Source organism: Brucella thiophenivorans (genome assembly GCF_002252445.1).
GTDB lineage: Bacteria > Pseudomonadota > Alphaproteobacteria > Rhizobiales > Rhizobiaceae > Brucella > Brucella thiophenivorans.
In genome coordinates, this window is sequence record NZ_NNRJ01000019.1 from 563124 (window position 1) to 578040 (window position 14917).

Here is a 14917-nt window from a genome sequence, read left to right on the forward strand (position 1 = left end):
AGCCAAGCTGGATGCAGGCTTCAAGTGAGAATCTCATTCTCAACAGGCCACCACATTGACTGCAAGGCCACCCTGACTGGTTTCTTTGTAGCGTTCACTCATATCATGACCGGTCTGACGCATGGTTTCGATACAGACATCGAGCGGCACAAAATGCTGGCCATCGCCCTTCACCGCCAAGGATGCCGCAGTGACAGCCTTCACGGCACCAAGCGCATTGCGCTCGATACAAGGCACCTGAACAAGCCCGGCCACGGGATCGCATGTCATGCCAAGATGATGCTCAAGCGCAATTTCCGCTGCATTTTCGATCTGCTCTGGTGTTCCGCCCATAACGGCAGCAAGACCAGCGGCAGCCATGGCAGAGGCCGAACCAACCTCCCCCTGACAACCGACCTCTGCACCGGAAATAGAAGCATTATGCTTGATCACGCCGCCAATGGCCGCTGATGTCAGCAAAAAGTCGCGAATGCCTTTTGCGTCGGCATCGTCATGGAAATGCAGATAATAACGCAAAACCGCGGGCACGACGCCAGCCGCGCCATTGGTTGGGGCCGTCACAACACGTCCACCGGAAGCATTTTCTTCATTGACCGCCATAGCGTAAACGGACAGCCAGTCATTGGCGAGCAGCGGATTAATCTTATTGTTGCGCCAATCATCTTCCAGCCGCTCGAAAAGCTGGCGGGCACGTCGACGCACTTTTAGCCCACCCGGCATAATGCCATCACGGGTCAAGCCACGCTCAATGCAACCGCGCATCGCGCCCCATATGCGATCCAGACCTTCGTCGAGATCAAGGCATGACATATGGCATTCTTCATTGGCGCGCTTCATATCGGCAATAGATAGACCGCTCGCGCTTGCCATTTTAAGCATCTCGGCGGCATTGTTGAATGGATAAGGCACATCGGCCTTTTCCTCACGTTTGCCGCTAGTCTGCACACGGCTTAATTCTTCGGCAGTGACGACAAAACCGCCGCCAATCGAGAAATAAACGCGGCGCAACAAAAGCCGATCACTACGATCATAGGCTTCGAAGGCCATGCCGTTTGCATGCCCCGGCAAAGGTGTTTTACGATCCAGAACCAGATCAGTCTTCGGATCGAACTGGTAGGCGGGATGACCAGCAGGCTGCACGGTTCTTGCGCGCGAAACCTTATCGACTTCGCTGTCCATAATATCAGGATCGATCTTATCGGGTGTGAAGCCGCACAAGCCGAGAATCACTGCCCGGTCGGTTGCATGGCCGATGCCGGTATATGCAAGAGACCCATGCAAACTGGCTTTCAGTCGATAAACTTTTGCATTGGCTGGTTTTGGCCAGTTGCCGCTGATCAATTCCTCAAGGAACATATGCGCCGCAGTCATCGGTCCCATCGTGTGCGAGCTCGAAGGACCAATGCCAATCTTATAAAGATCGAATACCGAAAGAAACATTCTACACCTCACCAGCCTTAATCGAGGCTGTGCAATTCCATATGCCGGACCGCACGAAGCAGCCCGCACAATGATATTACACCATTAACAGATAGTGTAGGAGAGCAGCAACGCCAACAGAATGCCGAAATGCGGCATCAAATTTCCGCTTTACGCACTGCGTTTAGCATCAAACTGAGAAAAGATAAGCTACGAGAATGATAGTGGCGAGGCCAACGACTGCCCAGAGCGTAACGCCCCAGCAGGATTTTTGAACGGTTTCGTCCATGGAGATTTTTTACAACCTTGTTGTGCAACTCTTGTAAGCAGCGTCCTTCACAACGCTGTTACCAAAGATATAAGCCTGACGCAGATGAAACGCAACGATGAAAAGTGGCTGAAATGCGGCGCATTTCTCATCCTCGATTTCAGACATTTCAAAAGCTCTATTTATATCAGCACTTTAACGACAAAGATGCTTAACAAAGCCTTTAAAGACACGGCAAAATTGCGGCATCAGGGTTGAGGCAGGAGCATATCTGTCTTGCCAGTCAGCCAGTAAGCGGTGAGGCCAACCCATTCGCGCATGGCCACACTGAAGCGCGACAATGCCTCATTGGGCGATTCGAAATAAAGCGAAAAGCTCTGTTTTGCAGGCGTTTTATAATCAACCGGCCACGCAACCACATCAAATCCTGCCTTTCGAAAACAACCGATAGAACGCGGCATATGATAGGCCGAGGTCACAAGAAGCCATGTCTCGCCGGGCTTTGGTTGCGCAAGAGCTTTGGAAAACGCGGCGTTTTCAATTGTATTGCGTGATTTATTCTCGAAAATGTAGCGATCACCTTCAAAGCCAAGATCAGCAAGCATGATGCGCGTGCTGTCCGCTTCAGGTGCAGCTTCCTCAAAAAAGGCACCATCCCCACCCGATACAATCACTTTCGCATTCGGATAAAGCCGCGCCAGCCGCATGGTTTCAAATATGCGATCCGCAGCGCTGTTCAGCTCGAATCCCGGTCGCCCGGCATTAATATCACCGTTCATATAACCGCCGAGAACCACAATGCCGTCCACGCGCTGCGGAAGTTCAGCTACCTTTGGAAAACGATCTTCCAGCGGTGAAAGAAGCACGCTCCCAAGCGTCGTGTAAGCGCTGATAAACAAAACAAAAGCGCCTGCAATCAGCGCACTCAGGCCAAGTTTTCTAAAGCCAGTCCCGATCAATATCAGTGCCAAAAGCACAAACACGAAGATGATCGACAGCGGCTGAAAAAACAGCCAGAAAAGCTTTGAAACACTAAAAAACAACGCGATCTCCGAGGAAAAAGTCACATTTTGGGAGGGACTGAACGAATCCTAACCTCCGACATACTATAGCCATCTGATGGCTTGTGATAGAAATCTGCCAGACTCGGACTTTCCAGAGCCAGGAAACACTATGCAGAGCGATACTGAAATGAATCTGACGCCTTCAAGCCGCCCGCGCCTAGAACGCATCGACATCGCACGCGGTCTGGCACTCGTGGCAATGGCAATCTACCATTTTGGCTGGGATCTGGAGTTTTTCGGCTATATGGCGGCTGGCACCACCGGGCATGGCGGCTGGAAGCTCTTTGCGCGCTGCATCGCGTCAAGCTTTCTATTTCTCGTCGGGTTCAGTCTCGTTCTCGCCCATGGCCGCATAATTCGCTGGAATGCCGTAGGAAAACGCTTCTTGCAAATAGGCGCGGCAGCGGCAGCCATTTCAGCGGTGACATATTACATGTCGCCCGACAATTTCATTTTCTTTGGCATCCTGCACCAAATCGCGCTGGCAAGCGTTCTGGGCCTGCTGTTTTTGCATGTGCCGCCAGTTTTAACGTTAGCCATCGCCACTTTCGTGATTAGCGCACCATTTTACGCGCAGGCAGATGTTTTCAACCAGATGTGGTTTGCATGGGTCGGGCTGTCGACCATTCCACCGCGCTCAAATGATTATGTGCCACTGTTTCCATGGTTTGGAGCGGTGTTGATCGGTATTGCAACGGCGCGTATTTTTGAGCGTTTCAACTGGCTGACAATGCTTTCGGGCGGAATTCAACCGCGTATTCTGCAAAAGCCGCTGACTTTCATCGGTCGTCACAGCCTTGCATTTTATCTGATCCATCAGCCAGTGCTGATTGCGCTTGTTTATTGCTTTTCGCAGGTAATGCCACCAGACCCTCGTCCTGCTTTCATACAATCCTGTGTCGCATCCTGCATGCCAAACGGCAGCGAACAACTCTGCACCCAGTTCTGTGGCTGTGTGGTCAGTGAACTTGATAAGGCTAGGTTGTTTGAAGATATGTTCAGCGGGAAAATTAATCAGAACAACAACAGCACGGTTCAGCAAATCGTTCAGATGTGCTCACCCGTGCCGGAAAACCAATAACAATCAGGTCGAAACGCCAAGCTCAGCCAGGCGTTCGATACAGGCTTCTTCAACCTGATCAAGCTCAGTAAGCGTTTCGTCAATATCGCGACGCTTCTGACGAAGATCAGCGCGCTTTTCCTCAACGCGCTTCATCAAAAGCTTGAGCTGGCCGGTTTCACCGGGCGGCTCGCGATACATCTGCACGATCTCATGGATTTCCGCGATTGAAAAACCAAGCCGCTTTCCACGCATAATCTGCTTGAGAAGATGTCGGTCCGAAGGCCTGAACAAGCGTGTGCGACCACGCCGAACAGGCGCGATCAATCCCTCATCCTCATAAAAACGCAAAGTACGGGTGGATATCCCGAATTCTCGCGTCAGTTCTGTAATCGTGTAATATTCGCGCACTGCTATATCCCTGCCTTGCAACATGCAGGCAATTGTTGTGCTACCGCATTTACGTAAAAGTCAATATTAAACCGTCACAATTGGTCATAATGATTATAAGTTGCGCCCCATATTTATCGCTTGACCTTGCCATCATAGTGCCGCTCATACGTTATGAAATGATAACAGGATCAATAAACGACAGCGATTCATGCGACGCTCTGTAAAATATACCCTTGCTGGACTGGTGATCGTTGCGCTTTTGGGCGCTGCGCCTTTTGCGATTGAACCTGTTGTTCAGAAAATCGGCGAAGGCTCCATCACACAGCTCGCACGAGACGGCAACTTCTGCACAACTGATAAGTGTGATGAAGGCATGAACTATGCCATTGGCTTTCTTGAAACCAATTACGGCCTGTCACCCGAAAACGTTAAATGGTGCATGGGCGTCGATGTTATTGCGCATTATGAATTGCCGTTTGGCAACGGACTGAAAAAAACGATCACGGATCAGATGTATCAGCGTTGCGGCGATCCCAATCAGGATGAACCGGTGGGCAACTACACGGCAGAATAGAAGGCTTTTCATTCAATGACGCGACTTTTTCGCATCACCGCCTGGCTGGCACTGGCCCTGATCCTTTTTGTGACCATCAGCCCTATCCAGTTCCGCCCCATCGCCAGCCAATCCGCAGATTTGGAGCGCTTTTCAGCTTTCTTCCTTGTCGGCTTCCTGTTCGCTCTAGCCTATCCCCGTCATTGGATAGCAGTCCTCCTACTGACGATCAGTTGCGCGGGCATGTTTGAACTCATGCAGCGCCTTGCCCCCGGAAGGCATGGTGAATTTGCCGATTTCATCTTCAAGGCCGTGGGTGCGACAGGTGGCGTTTGCATTGGGCGCGGGCTGAGTCTGCTGCAAATATTCAGCCCAAAAGATAAATCTTAACGATCAGCATCGATTTTCACACGCAAACGGAACCAAACGTCTCCTGATGCATTTTATCAACATCAATTGTATGGAGACATGAAATGGCTGACAACAAAACCGCCAACGATATTCAGCAGGCTCTTGAACAGCAGGTTGCAGATCTGCGCGGTGAATTAAAGCGTCTTTCCAAGTCACTGGCTTCGCAATCGGGTGATTTCAGGGATCGTGCAGAAGATGTTCTTGATGATGCATCGGGTCGTTTTCGTCAGGCAGCGCAGGTTGTGCGCGAGCGTGGACACGCTGTCGCTGAGACCGTAAAGGAAAACCCCGGCACCGCCACAACGTTGTTCGGCACCGCAGGCCTTATCGGCATCGCTATTGGCGTTGCAATTGGCTGCGTTCTTTCTGATCGTCGTTAAAAACCCAATCCTCCCAATAAAAAACCGCGCTCATTCAGCGCGGTTTTTTTGCTCTTTACCGGGAACATGAACACTGTTAGTCCGAACCATTGGCAATATGCCACCGGTCGCAGCCTACCCGGTCAAAACAAGGACAAGTGTATGGATATTCCTGCACAGGACTGCACCGTGGCTTTTTAAAAGGCACGTAAATGTCTGAAAAGACGATATATTCTGAACTAAAGCAACTCGGGTCAAACACGATTGCTCCGCAATCCCCCGAAGAGGCTGTGCTTGAAAGAGTAGCAAACCCGCAAGCCGGAACGCCCTATTGCGTGCGTTTTACAGCGCCTGAATTCACCTCACTCTGCCCGATGACCGGACAACCTGACTTCGCACATCTGATGATCGATTACGTTCCGGGCAACTGGCTGGTTGAAAGTAAATCGCTCAAGCTTTTCCTGTTTTCATTCCGCAATCATGGCGCTTTCCATGAGGACTGCACGGTAACTATCGCCAAGCGCCTGGTGGAACTTCTGGAGCCTCAATGGCTGCGTATCGGGGGCTATTGGTATCCGCGCGGCGGCATCCCGATTGATGTGTTTTATCAGACGGGTGAAACACCAAAGAATGTTTGGATTCCTGAACAGTCTGTACCCAATTATCGTGGTCGCGGCTGATTACAGACAGCTGTATCTATTGCCGCAATGCACCATGGCACCTATTATCATTACGACCAATAAAACCGGAAACGCTCCAGATGAAACACATTATCATTTTGATCTCACTGGCTGTGCTTTCCGGCTGTGGTGCTGGAAAAGCTGCAATGGATGCAGGCAAAGGATTCGACCGATTCGCCTGCATGTCTCGCAATATGAAGGGCGAAACGCCCTGCCCGCAGCCCGATACGCCTACCCCTTAGAGAAAAGAGGCACAAATGGCCCTTCAACCCAAAGACGTCCTCGATTTCTGGTTTTCTGCACAGATGCGCGAAAACTGGTTCACCAAAAGCGATGCAATTGATGCAGAAATTCGACAAAAATTTCTGGCAGGCTATGAAGATGCACGCGCCGACACGTTTGAAAACTGGAAGCAGCAGCCGGAAAGCGCACTTGCGCTGACCATTCTTTTTGATCAGTTCCCACGCAATATGTTTCGTGGGTCTGAACGCTCGTTTGAAAGCGATGGCCTTGCGCGGGACGTGGCAGCACAAGCGCTTGACCATGACTTCGACCGCAAATTATCAGCAGAAGAGCGCCAGTTTTTCTATCTGCCCTTCATGCACAGCGAGAATCTCAGCGATCAGAAACGCTGTATCGATCTTTATGAGAAACTTGGCGATGAATTTTCGCTCGGCTTTGCCCGCCAGCATCACGACATTATCGAACGCTTCGGCCGCTTTCCGCATCGCAACATGGTTTTGGGCCGCGAAACAACGCCGGAAGAAGCCGAATTTCTCAAAGAGCACTCCGGCTTCTAAAGCATGTCTCCCAAAAGTGGGAACCGATTTTGGGATAAAGATATGCTTAAAAAGGAAACTTAAAGAAGCTGATAGGGCAGAATACCGCGGCGGTCGTGATCAACCGCCAGCCTGCTTTTGAGTGGTGGCACGGCACGCTGCACGCATTCCGCGCGGTCGCAGATACGGCAGGAAACGCCAATGGGATCGAACGCAGAGCGGGTTGCAATATCGAGACCATCGGCATAGACAAAATCCTGCGCATGGGTGATCTCGCACCCCAAAGCGATAGCATAACGGCGCTGGGGCGCATTAAAACCACCCTCACTTTTGGTAAGCTCGGTTGCCACGCATAAATAGCGCGCACCATCGGGTGTTTCCGCAAGCTGTCGAATAATGCGCCCCGGCGTTTCAAATGCCTGATGCACATTCCAGAGCGGGCAAGCCGCGCCATAGCGCGCAAACTGCAACTTGGCAGCGCTATGCCGCTTGGTGATATTTCCGGCCCGGTCAATACGCGCAAAAAATACCGGCACGCCGCGCTGGCCGGATCTCTGCAAGGTGCTTAAGCGATGCGCAACCTGTTCCAGACTGGCACCAAAGCGCGATGCCAGCAATTCGAGATCGTGGCGCAGTTCTTTCGCAGCCGTCAAAAACGTCTGATATGGCAAGACCAGCGAACCAGCAAAATAATTACGCAATCCGATCTTGCAGATTTCGACCGCTTCAGCCGAGCGAAAATCGGCACGCTTAGCAATTGTGCTAACCAACTCCTCCATTTCCAGTTCAGCAATCTGAAAGGCAATCTGAAAATTGCGGGTCGGCGCTGGCGAATATGGATTGAGATAAAGAACACGTGCAACGGGATCAAACCGGCGAAGAATCGCCTCTTCCGGGTCGGCGCGTGCAACGCGAACGCGATGGTGCTCCTCCATATATTGCGGCAGCGCAACGCCTATATCCCGCACGGGAATCTTTAGCTCATCGGCCAACTTTTCCGCTGCAATATCAAGCTCATGAACATAGTTATCGATGAAATGAAAGAAATCGCGCACTTCTTCATAAGGTGCTGGCTCGGCAATCGATGGCGCGCGTCCAAGTTGGTTATCAAGACTTGCAAGCTGCTCGCTGTTACGCCGATAAGCCTGATGACAGGCGATCAACGCATGTGCCAGTCCCGGCGCGTTCTGCGTAATCAGCTTTAATTCCTGCAAATTCGGCTTGTAATTATCAAACACCGGATCGGCCAAGGCTTCGGAAACAGCAGAAAGCAGACGATCATCATCACCGAGCGAAATCGCACCAATATCGATCTGGAAATTTTCGGCCAAAGCCAATAGCACAGCGGCGGAAACTGGCCGCTGATTATTCTCGATCTGGTTGAGGTAACTTGTTGAAATACCTAAGCGTTCAGCAAAACCAGACTGTGTTGTCCGATGCTGTTCGCGTATGCCGCGGATTTTCCTGCCAACGTAGAGTTTTCTGGGTGCCATATTTGCAACTTCGCATTTTGCTATTTGCAAATTTATAAATTACACAGTCACACCTTTTCAAGCTTTCAGAATGCGGCATACTGGCTCTAGGTTCAAATTCGCAATTTCATAGCTTTCCAAAGGCATAACGAATGCAGGAACTTCTCGAACAGCTTGAATCCCGTCGTGCCGAAGCCCGTCTTGGTGGCGGACAGAAGCGCATCGATGCCCAACACGGTAAGGGCAAGCTCACCGCCCGCGAAAGATTAGAAGTGCTTCTCGACGAAGGATCGTTCGAGGAATTCGATATGTATGTCACCCATCGCTGCACCGACTTTGGAATGGAAAAACAGAAAATTGCAGGCGATGGCGTCGTTACCGGTTGGGGCACGATCAATGGCCGGCAAGTCTATGTGTTCAGTCAGGATTTTACCGTTCTCGGCGGCTCACTGTCCGAAACCCACGCACAGAAAATCTGCAAGATCATGGATATGGCGATGCAGAATGGCGCGCCGGTCATCGGATTAAATGATTCGGGCGGCGCGCGTATTCAGGAAGGCGTGGCGTCTCTTGCAGGATATGCTGATGTTTTCAAACGCAATGCCGATGCATCGGGCGTCATTCCGCAAATCTCAGTCATCATGGGCCCATGTGCGGGCGGCGCCGTCTATTCTCCAGCCATGACCGATTTCATCTTCATGGTTCGCGACAGTTCCTACATGTTCGTGACCGGCCCTGATGTGGTCAAAACTGTCACCAACGAGATTGTCACGGCGGAAGAACTAGGCGGCGCTTCGACCCATACGAAAAAGTCGTCGGTTGCCGATGGCGCTTATGAAAACGACATCGAAACACTGGAACAGGTGCGCATCCTGTTCGATTTTCTGCCGCTCAACAATCGCGAGAAAGCGCCGACCCGCCCGTTCCATGACGACCCGGCACGTCTTGAAATGCGCCTTGATACGCTGATCCCGGACAGCGCCAACAAGCCTTACGACATGAAGGAGCTGATTCTCGCTCTGGCCGATGAAGGCGACTTCTTTGAAATTCAGGACGCTTTTGCCAAAAACATCATCACCGGCTTCATCCGCATGGAAGGCCAGACAATCGGCGTTGTTGCCAATCAGCCATTGGTGTTGGCAGGTTGTCTCGATATTGATTCATCGCGCAAAGCGGCGCGCTTTGTTCGTTTTTGCGATGCGTTTAGCATTCCAATCCTGACGCTTGTCGACGTTCCGGGGTTTTTGCCAGGCACAGCACAGGAATATGGCGGCGTGATAAAACACGGCGCGAAACTGCTGTTTGCCTATTCACAAGCCACAGTTCCCATGGTGACGCTGATCACCCGCAAAGCTTATGGCGGCGCATATGACGTCATGGCGTCCAAACATATTGGCGCTGACATGAATTATGCATGGCCGACTGCGGAAATCGCCGTCATGGGTGCCAAGGGTGCCACCGAAATTCTTTACCGTTCGGAACTGGGTGACACCGAAAAGATCGCGGCCCGCACAAAGGAATATGAAGAGCGTTTTGCCAATCCTTTTGTGGCCGCTGAACGCGGCTTCATTGATGAGGTCATCATGCCCCATTCATCCCGCCGCCGCATTGCGCGTGCGTTTTCCGCGCTTCGTAACAAGAGCCAGAACACGCCGTGGAAAAAACACGACACAATTCCGCTTTAATAGCGATGGGTGGGAACAAAATGATCAGGAAAATCCTCATTGCCAATCGCGGTGAAATCGCCTGCCGGGTTATCAAAACGGCAAAGAAAATGGGCATTACGACAGTCGCCGTCTATTCCGATGCCGACCGCAATGCGCTGCATGTCAAAATGGCCGACGAAGCTGTGCATATCGGACCAGCGCCCTCAAATCAGTCCTATATCGTCATCGATAAAATTCTGGCGGCAGTCAAAGAAACCGGTGCTGATGCGGTGCATCCAGGCTATGGCTTTTTGTCCGAAAACCCACGCTTTGCCGAAGCACTCAAAGCCGCAAACGTCACCTTCATCGGCCCGCCAGTGAATGCCATTGAAGCCATGGGCGACAAGATCACGTCCAAAAAACTGGCATCGGAAGCAGGCGTTTCCACCGTTCCCGGCCATATGGGGCTCATTGAAGACGCCGACGAGGCCGTAAAAATCGCAACCTCTGTCGGTTATCCGGTAATGATCAAGGCCTCTGCCGGCGGTGGCGGCAAAGGAATGCGCATCGCTTGGAACGACGAAGAAGCGCGTGAAGGGTTTCAGCTCTCACGCAATGAAGCCAAGGCTTCCTTTGGTGATGATCGCATTTTCATTGAAAAATTTGTTACCCAGCCGCGCCATATCGAAATTCAGGTGTTGGGCGACCAGCACGGAAATGTCATTTATCTGGGCGAACGCGAATGCTCGATCCAGCGCCGTAATCAAAAGGTGATCGAAGAAGCGCCCTCACCTTTTCTGGATGAAGCAACCCGCAAAGCGATGGGCGAACAGGCTGTGGCTCTTGCAAAGGCGGTCGGCTATTTTTCCGCAGGCACGGTCGAATTCATCGTCGATGGCGAGCGTAACTTCTATTTTCTTGAAATGAACACGCGCCTGCAGGTCGAGCATCCGGTGACCGAACTCATCACCCGGATCGATCTCGTTGAGGAAATGATCCGCATTGCCTCGGGTGAAAAGCTTCGCATCACTCAGAGTGATGTAAAACTCAATGGCTGGGCCATTGAAAGCCGCCTTTATGCGGAGGACCCCTATCGCAACTTTCTGCCTTCCATCGGCAGGCTGACGCGTTACCGCCCGCCTGTCGAAGGCAAAACTGCAAATGGCGCGATCATCCGCAACGATACCGGCGTCTTCGAGGGTGGCGAAATTTCGATGTATTACGACCCTATGATCGCGAAGCTCTGCACATGGGGAACAGACCGGGCCAGTGCCATCAGTGCCATGAGCGATGCACTGGATGCTTTCGAAGTCGAAGGCATTGGCCACAACCTCCCTTTCCTTTCTGCCGTCATGGAGCATCCACGCTTTAAGGCCGGAGCATTGACCACAGCCTTCATCGCCGAAGAATATCCCGATGGCTTTGCAGGTGTCAGCGTCTCAAAAACGGATGCGCAAGTGCTGGCGGCTGTTGCAGCGCAGATCAATATGGTGATCGAAGGCCGCAACATGCAGATTTCCGGTCAGCTATCAGCCCATCATCAAACACTCGCAGCCGACTGGGTTGTGACCCTCGCCGATCATAGCTTTCCCATCAGAATTGCAGAAGGCGAAGGCGGCACGACGATCAACTTTTCCGACGGCAAGAGCCTGCCGGTCGCAAGCGACTGGCACCCCGGCAATCAGCTCGGCACATTCACGATTGGCGGCAAATCAATCGCCGTCAAAGTCATGCGTGCGCGCACAGGTTGGCGTCTACGCAGGCTCGGTATGGATGTGATCGCCCATATCCGCAGGCCACGTGTTGCAGAACTGGCAAAGCTGATGCCGGTCAAACTGCCGCCGGATACGTCAAAAATGCTTCTCTGCCCGATGCCCGGCGTCATCACATCTGTTCTCGTCAAAGACGGCGACACCGTTGAAGCGGGTCAGCCACTGGCGACGGTCGAGGCCATGAAGATGGAAAACGTGCTGCGTGCCGAACGCCGTGCAACTGTGAAACGCATCGCTGCGGAAGCAGGCGCAAGCCTTGCGGTCGATGAACTCATTATGGAATTCGAGTAACCGATATGAGCGAGCGCCCCACCAAAAAAGAATGGTCAAAACTGGCCGAAAAGGAATTAAAGCGCCCTGCGGATAGCCTTGTCTGGCACACGCCGGAAGGAATAGACGTTAAGCCGCTTTACACGGCGGATGACCTCGATCAGATCGGACATCTTGGCACTCTTCCCGGCTTCGAGCCTTTTTTGCGTGGTCCGCGTGCAACCATGTATGCGGGCCGTCCATGGACTATCCGGCAATATGCAGGCTTTTCGACCGCAGAAGCCTCCAACGCCTTTTATCGCAAGGCATTGGCCGCAGGTCAGCAAGGCGTGTCGGTGGCTTTCGATCTTGCCACGCATCGCGGCTATGATAGCGATCATCCGCGCGTTGAAGGCGATGTCGGCAAAGCGGGCGTTGCGATTGATTCTGTCGAGGATATGAAAATCCTATTCGACGGCATTCCACTTGAAAAAATCTCCGTATCCATGACCATGAATGGCGCAGTGATCCCGATCCTCGCCAATTTCATTGTGGCAGGCGAAGAACAAGGCGTTTCGCGGGATCTGCTATCGGGTACGATTCAGAACGATATTCTCAAAGAATTCATGGTTCGCAACACCTATATTTATCCGCCAGAACCCTCCATGCGGATCATTGCGGACATCATCGCCTATACCGCAACGGACATGCCGAAATTCAATTCGATTTCCATTTCCGGCTACCACATGCAGGAAGCAGGCGCCACGCTGGTACAGGAACTGGCTTTCACCCTTGCCGATGGCCGCGAATATGTCCGTGCAGCGATCAATAAGGGTCTCAATGTCGATGAGTTTGCAGGGCGTCTGTCGTTCTTCTTTGCCATCGGCATGAACTTCTTCATGGAGATCGCCAAGCTTAGAGCGGCCCGCCTGCTCTGGTCGCGCATCATGAAGGAATTCGATCCCCAAAAGCCCGGCTCACTGATGTTGCGCACCCATTGCCAGACATCGGGTGTCTCTCTACAAGAACAGGATCCGTACAACAACATCGTCCGTACAGCATTCGAGGCCATGTCGGCAGCACTTGGCGGCACACAATCGCTGCACACCAATTCTTTTGACGAAGCCATTGCTTTGCCTACAGAATTCTCTGCGCGTATTGCGCGCAACACACAGCTTATTTTGCAGAATGAAACCGGTGTCACCAAGGTCATCGATCCGCTCGCAGGCTCCTATTACATTGAAAGCCTGACCAATGAATTGGCCGAAAAAGCATGGGCACTGATTGAGGAAGTCGAAAACCTCGGCGGTATGACCAAGGCTGTCGAAAGCGGCCTTCCCAAGCGACTGATTGAAGAAGCTGCCACCAGACGACAGGCCGCGGTCGATAAGGGCGAAGAGGTTATCGTTGGCGTCAACAAGTTTCGTTTGGAGCAGGAAGACCCAATCGACATTCTTGATATCGACAACACGGCAGTGCGCCAATCGCAGATCGTTCGCCTCAACCGCATTAAAGAAACCCGCGATAAGGCGAAGGTTGGAGCAACCCTTTCAACACTTGAAAAGATTGCCAGAACAGGTCAGGGCAACATTCTGGCCGCAGCAGTCGAGGCTTCGCGCGCACGCGCAACTGTTGGCGAAATATCCGATGCAATGCGCAGCGCCTTTGGTGATCACGCCGCAGTGCCAAAGGTTGTCAAAGACGTCTATGGTGCGGCTTATGAGAATGAACCGGAATATCTGACGCTTGTGGAGCGCCTTGAGGAATTTTCCAAGCACACCGGCGATAAACCCCGTCTCATGGTTGCAAAGCTCGGTCAGGATGGACACGACCGGGGTGCTAAAATCATCGCCTCCGCCTTTGGCGACATAGGTTTTGAAGTGCTTGCGGGGCCACTGTTCCAGACGCCGGAAGAAGCGGCCGACATGGCGATCAAGGCCAGGGTGCACGTGCTTGGCGTGTCATCACTTGCAGCCGGACACAAGACACTTCTGCCAAAACTTGTCGAAACGCTTCGCAAGAAGGGTGCTGAAAACATCATCGTGGTCTGTGGTGGTGTTGTACCGCGTCAGGATTATCAATATCTGTTCGACCATGGCGTTGCTGCCGTCTTTGGCCCCGGCACAAATGTGCTTGATTGTGCCCGTGCGGTGCTCGACCTCATGGAAGGAAAGCGCAGAAATTTGTAACAATTTCATGCGCTTAAAATCACCATCAGACTCATTTTATGAAACACTTAAAGCACAGGCGCAACTTGTGCCGGCACTATGATTTTGGGTCCGCTGATGCAGGAATAGCTGAGCTTGTGACCGACACCGGATCACTGGCCGGAAAACTGTCTTCCAGCCCTTCGTCCAGCTGACGTTCCAGTTCTGCACGATCCCCTGACCGACGCGCACTGGGGCGCGTGAGCAGGTCCTGCGGCTCAATCCCACATTCAACACATGCAACATTGAAGGCTTCACCAAGCTTAATTGCGGCAAGGCGGATCGCTTCATCTCGATTTAACTCCGCATCGGTTTCATTTTCAACTTTAACGGAAATGCGCTCCTCACCTTCGGTGACGAATTCGACCATATAGAGCTTGAAACCACCCACCGAACTGATCCGCGTTTCAACAATATCCACAGCCTCACCTCTTCGTAATTTCCAAAGAAGGTTAACGAAACTACGACTGGATTGTTCCGGTTTGCACCCGGACTCTTTTCCCGCCCGATGACCGACCTATATGAAAATGTGGAAAATAACGGAAGGAGATTTTCATGGCCATAACACGCAAGGAAGAAGCCCGT

At 52.1% G+C, this 14917-nt stretch carries 15 protein-coding genes; 10 read left to right on the top strand and 5 right to left on the bottom strand.

Going from position 1 to position 14917, the window contains the following annotated elements; genetic code table 11:
* Positions 1-39 precede the first annotated feature (39 nt).
* Complete coding sequence (locus CEV31_RS12180; protein ID WP_094507278.1) at positions 40-1440, bottom strand: L-serine ammonia-lyase; 1401 nt, start codon at positions 1438-1440, stop codon at positions 40-42.
* A 495-nt stretch (positions 1441-1935) separates the two neighbouring features.
* Positions 1936-2730, bottom strand: coding sequence for a YdcF family protein (locus tag CEV31_RS12185; protein WP_094507366.1), 795 nt, complete (start codon positions 2728-2730; stop codon positions 1936-1938).
* Between the two features lie 130 nt (positions 2731-2860).
* On the opposite strand from CEV31_RS12185, the gene CEV31_RS12190 reads away from it, so the two are divergent.
* Positions 2861-3832, top strand: a complete 972-nt coding sequence (locus tag CEV31_RS12190; RefSeq protein ID WP_094507279.1) for a heparan-alpha-glucosaminide N-acetyltransferase — start codon at positions 2861-2863, stop codon at positions 3830-3832.
* A 3-nt stretch (positions 3833-3835) separates the two neighbouring features.
* Here the strand turns inward: CEV31_RS12190 and CEV31_RS12195 are convergent, their stop codons facing one another.
* Positions 3836-4222, bottom strand: a complete 387-nt coding sequence (locus tag CEV31_RS12195) for a MerR family transcriptional regulator (RefSeq protein WP_094507367.1) — start codon at positions 4220-4222, stop codon at positions 3836-3838.
* Positions 4223-4412: 190 nt separating this feature from the next.
* Here CEV31_RS12195 and CEV31_RS12200 point away from each other — a divergent pair, with 190 nt between their 5' ends.
* From CEV31_RS12200 to CEV31_RS12220, 6 genes are all read left to right on the top strand, one after another.
* Positions 4413-4778: a hypothetical protein gene (locus tag CEV31_RS12200; protein WP_094507280.1), complete on the top strand. Its 366-nt coding sequence runs from the start codon at positions 4413-4415 to the stop codon at positions 4776-4778.
* Between the two features lie 15 nt (positions 4779-4793).
* Positions 4794-5147, top strand: coding sequence for a VanZ family protein (locus CEV31_RS12205; protein ID WP_094507281.1), 354 nt, complete (start codon positions 4794-4796; stop codon positions 5145-5147).
* Positions 5148-5230: 83 nt separating this feature from the next.
* The gene (locus tag CEV31_RS12210) at positions 5231-5548 is read left to right on the top strand and encodes a DUF883 family protein (protein ID WP_094507282.1); all 318 of its coding nucleotides are present in this window, start codon (positions 5231-5233) and stop codon (positions 5546-5548) included.
* A gap of 191 nt (positions 5549-5739) precedes the next feature.
* Positions 5740-6207 carry a preQ(1) synthase gene (gene queF / locus CEV31_RS12215; RefSeq protein WP_094507283.1) on the top strand — a complete coding sequence of 156 codons (468 nt, stop codon included), beginning with the start codon at positions 5740-5742 and terminating at the stop codon, positions 6205-6207.
* A gap of 80 nt (positions 6208-6287) precedes the next feature.
* Positions 6288-6449 carry a hypothetical protein gene (locus tag CEV31_RS21100; RefSeq protein WP_169717335.1) on the top strand — a complete coding sequence of 54 codons (162 nt, stop codon included), beginning with the start codon at positions 6288-6290 and terminating at the stop codon, positions 6447-6449.
* Positions 6450-6464: 15 nt separating this feature from the next.
* Positions 6465-7007 (top strand): DUF924 family protein, encoded by a 543-nt coding sequence (locus tag CEV31_RS12220; RefSeq protein WP_094507284.1) that lies wholly within the window; start codon positions 6465-6467, stop codon positions 7005-7007.
* 59 nt (positions 7008-7066) lie between these two features.
* Here CEV31_RS12220 and CEV31_RS12225 read toward each other — a convergent pair whose 3' ends face one another.
* Positions 7067-8479, bottom strand: a complete 1413-nt coding sequence (locus CEV31_RS12225; protein ID WP_094507285.1) for a helix-turn-helix domain-containing protein — start codon at positions 8477-8479, stop codon at positions 7067-7069.
* 131 nt (positions 8480-8610) lie between these two features.
* On the opposite strand from CEV31_RS12225, the gene CEV31_RS12230 reads away from it, so the two are divergent.
* From CEV31_RS12230 to scpA, 3 genes are read left to right on the top strand one after another with little or no spacing between them, the layout of a single operon-like run.
* Positions 8611-10143 carry an acyl-CoA carboxylase subunit beta gene (locus tag CEV31_RS12230; protein WP_094507286.1) on the top strand — a complete coding sequence of 511 codons (1533 nt, stop codon included), beginning with the start codon at positions 8611-8613 and terminating at the stop codon, positions 10141-10143.
* Positions 10144-10163: 20 nt separating this feature from the next.
* Complete coding sequence (locus tag CEV31_RS12235; protein WP_094507368.1) at positions 10164-12167, top strand: acetyl-CoA carboxylase biotin carboxylase subunit; 2004 nt, start codon at positions 10164-10166, stop codon at positions 12165-12167.
* 5 nt (positions 12168-12172) lie between these two features.
* Positions 12173-14314 (top strand): methylmalonyl-CoA mutase, encoded by a 2142-nt coding sequence (scpA, locus tag CEV31_RS12240; protein ID WP_094507287.1) that lies wholly within the window; start codon positions 12173-12175, stop codon positions 14312-14314.
* Between the two features lie 76 nt (positions 14315-14390).
* Here the strand turns inward: scpA and CEV31_RS12245 are convergent, their stop codons facing one another.
* Positions 14391-14753, bottom strand: a complete 363-nt coding sequence (locus CEV31_RS12245) for a hypothetical protein (protein WP_094507288.1) — start codon at positions 14751-14753, stop codon at positions 14391-14393.
* Positions 14754-14917: the final 164 nt, after the last annotated feature.

Excerpts from the sequence above, each read along its gene's own strand:
- CEV31_RS12210 (WP_094507282.1), top strand. The coding sequence starts at position 5,231 with ATGGCTGACAACAAAACCGCCAACGATATTCAGCAGGCTCTTGAACAG.
- CEV31_RS12235 (WP_094507368.1), top strand. The coding sequence starts at position 10,164 with ATGATCAGGAAAATCCTCATTGCCAATCGCGGTGAAATCGCCTGCCGG.
- CEV31_RS12205 (WP_094507281.1), top strand. The coding sequence starts at position 4,794 with ATGACGCGACTTTTTCGCATCACCGCCTGGCTGGCACTGGCCCTGATC.
- CEV31_RS12225 (WP_094507285.1), bottom strand. The coding sequence starts at position 8,479 with ATGGCACCCAGAAAACTCTACGTTGGCAGGAAAATCCGCGGCATACGC.
- scpA (WP_094507287.1), top strand. The coding sequence starts at position 12,173 with ATGAGCGAGCGCCCCACCAAAAAAGAATGGTCAAAACTGGCCGAAAAG.
- CEV31_RS21100 (WP_169717335.1), top strand. The coding sequence starts at position 6,288 with ATGAAACACATTATCATTTTGATCTCACTGGCTGTGCTTTCCGGCTGT.
- queF (WP_094507283.1), top strand. The coding sequence starts at position 5,740 with ATGTCTGAAAAGACGATATATTCTGAACTAAAGCAACTCGGGTCAAAC.
- CEV31_RS12200 (WP_094507280.1), top strand. The coding sequence starts at position 4,413 with ATGCGACGCTCTGTAAAATATACCCTTGCTGGACTGGTGATCGTTGCG.
- CEV31_RS12230 (WP_094507286.1), top strand. The coding sequence starts at position 8,611 with ATGCAGGAACTTCTCGAACAGCTTGAATCCCGTCGTGCCGAAGCCCGT.
- CEV31_RS12190 (WP_094507279.1), top strand. The coding sequence starts at position 2,861 with ATGCAGAGCGATACTGAAATGAATCTGACGCCTTCAAGCCGCCCGCGC.
- CEV31_RS12180 (WP_094507278.1), bottom strand. The coding sequence starts at position 1,440 with ATGTTTCTTTCGGTATTCGATCTTTATAAGATTGGCATTGGTCCTTCG.
- CEV31_RS12220 (WP_094507284.1), top strand. The coding sequence starts at position 6,465 with ATGGCCCTTCAACCCAAAGACGTCCTCGATTTCTGGTTTTCTGCACAG.